Source organism: Nitratireductor sp. StC3, from assembly GCF_003015025.1.
Taxonomy (GTDB): Bacteria; Pseudomonadota; Alphaproteobacteria; order Rhizobiales; family Rhizobiaceae; genus Mangrovimarina; species Mangrovimarina alexandrii.
Genome location: NZ_PYBP01000033.1, coordinates 1 through 1,225, shown reverse-complemented (window position 1 = coordinate 1,225; position 1,225 = coordinate 1). Strand labels below are relative to the sequence as shown.

Below are 1,225 nucleotides of genomic sequence, written 5' to 3'. Positions count from 1 at the left end.
ATTCGACGGGTTCCGGCTCGGCGATGACGACGGCGTCGGCAGCGCGTGCACCGGAGACCGCGGCCAGGGCCGCGGCGGAGCCAAGAAGAAGGCTCTTGATTTTCATTTCTGACCTCCAGTCAAGAGTCGGAGGTGCAAGAGAAAAATGATTTTAAATCAAAGGGTTTTCTATATTTCCGGCTTGGCTGAAATGCCGACCCCGCCCGGCGCGCGGCGCATGGGTGCGCCCCCTCGGGCGCCGCGAGGCAAGCGAACCGGCCTGAGATAGGCAAGCTTGCGGAGAGTTCGGAAGGCATTTCGAACATGGAGGCAAAGTCTGCGACCGGCGCCCCCGGCTTTCGCACACCCAGCGGAGGCGTCGAGCGAAGCGAAACTGCCGTAAGCTGAGGATGAGCCTATCGAGAGATAGTGGCGGAGATTTGGGGAGACCTTTCGAACCTGCAGGGTTCGCAAGGCCAAGGGCCGTCCGAGCTGATGCGAGGCCCCGACTGGAGCGAAGCCCGAAGGGCGACAGCGCGAGGTCAAGTGGCGGAGAGGATGGGATTCGAACCCACGAGGCCCTTTTGGGGCCTACTCCCTTAGCAGGGGAGCGCCTTCGACCACTCGGCCACCTCTCCGCGGCTCTCGCCGGCCCGTGAGATAGAGAAAACCGCGCCATCAATCAACACGCATGCGCCGGTGGGCAGCAAAAAAGAATGCCCGCAGCCGGCAGGGTCGGCCTGCGGCGCGCCCGGCGCGCCCGCAACCCGTCCACGCTGCCAGTGTCGGGCGGTGGATTCGATCTTGGACGCCGACGATTCGGCGCGCATTTGCGGGTTTTGATGGGCGGCGATTGTCGAAAATGCGCAAAACCGCGTTTACTCGCTGTTAGGATTTGCCGCATTCTCGCCCGGCCGGGGACAAAAACGTGGCTTTTGTGCAACAGCCCCTTCCGAACGGCCGTGCGGAACCCGTGCCGAGGCCACATCCGTGTTGAACCGGTAAGCGCGCTGAGTATGGTGAGCCTCGGAGAAGGGGCGTGACCACGCATCTTTTTCACGTTTGGGGATCGGGCAGGGTTTGCTGTCCTTCAGCCAGAATAGCCCAAACCCACTTTTAAACTTTGACTGGAGGTCAGAAATGAAAATCAAGAGCCTTCTTCTTGGCTCCGCCGCGGCCCTGGCCGCGGTCTCCGGTGCACGCGCTGCCGACGCCGTCGTCATCGCCGAGCCGGAACCCGTCGAAT

General features: G+C 62.4%; 1 tRNA gene and 2 pseudogenes. 1 reads left to right on the top strand and 2 read right to left on the bottom strand.

What is annotated here, in order from left to right:
* Positions 1–106: pseudogene (locus C7T96_RS24560) on the bottom strand (porin); the annotation flags it as partial.
* A 420-nt stretch (positions 107–526) separates the two neighbouring features.
* Positions 527–617: transfer RNA gene (locus C7T96_RS23780), tRNA-Ser, on the bottom strand.
* A gap of 445 nt (positions 618–1,062) precedes the next feature.
* On the opposite strand from C7T96_RS23780, the pseudogene C7T96_RS24445 reads away from it, so the two are divergent.
* Positions 1,063–1,225: pseudogene (locus C7T96_RS24445) on the top strand (porin); the annotation flags it as partial.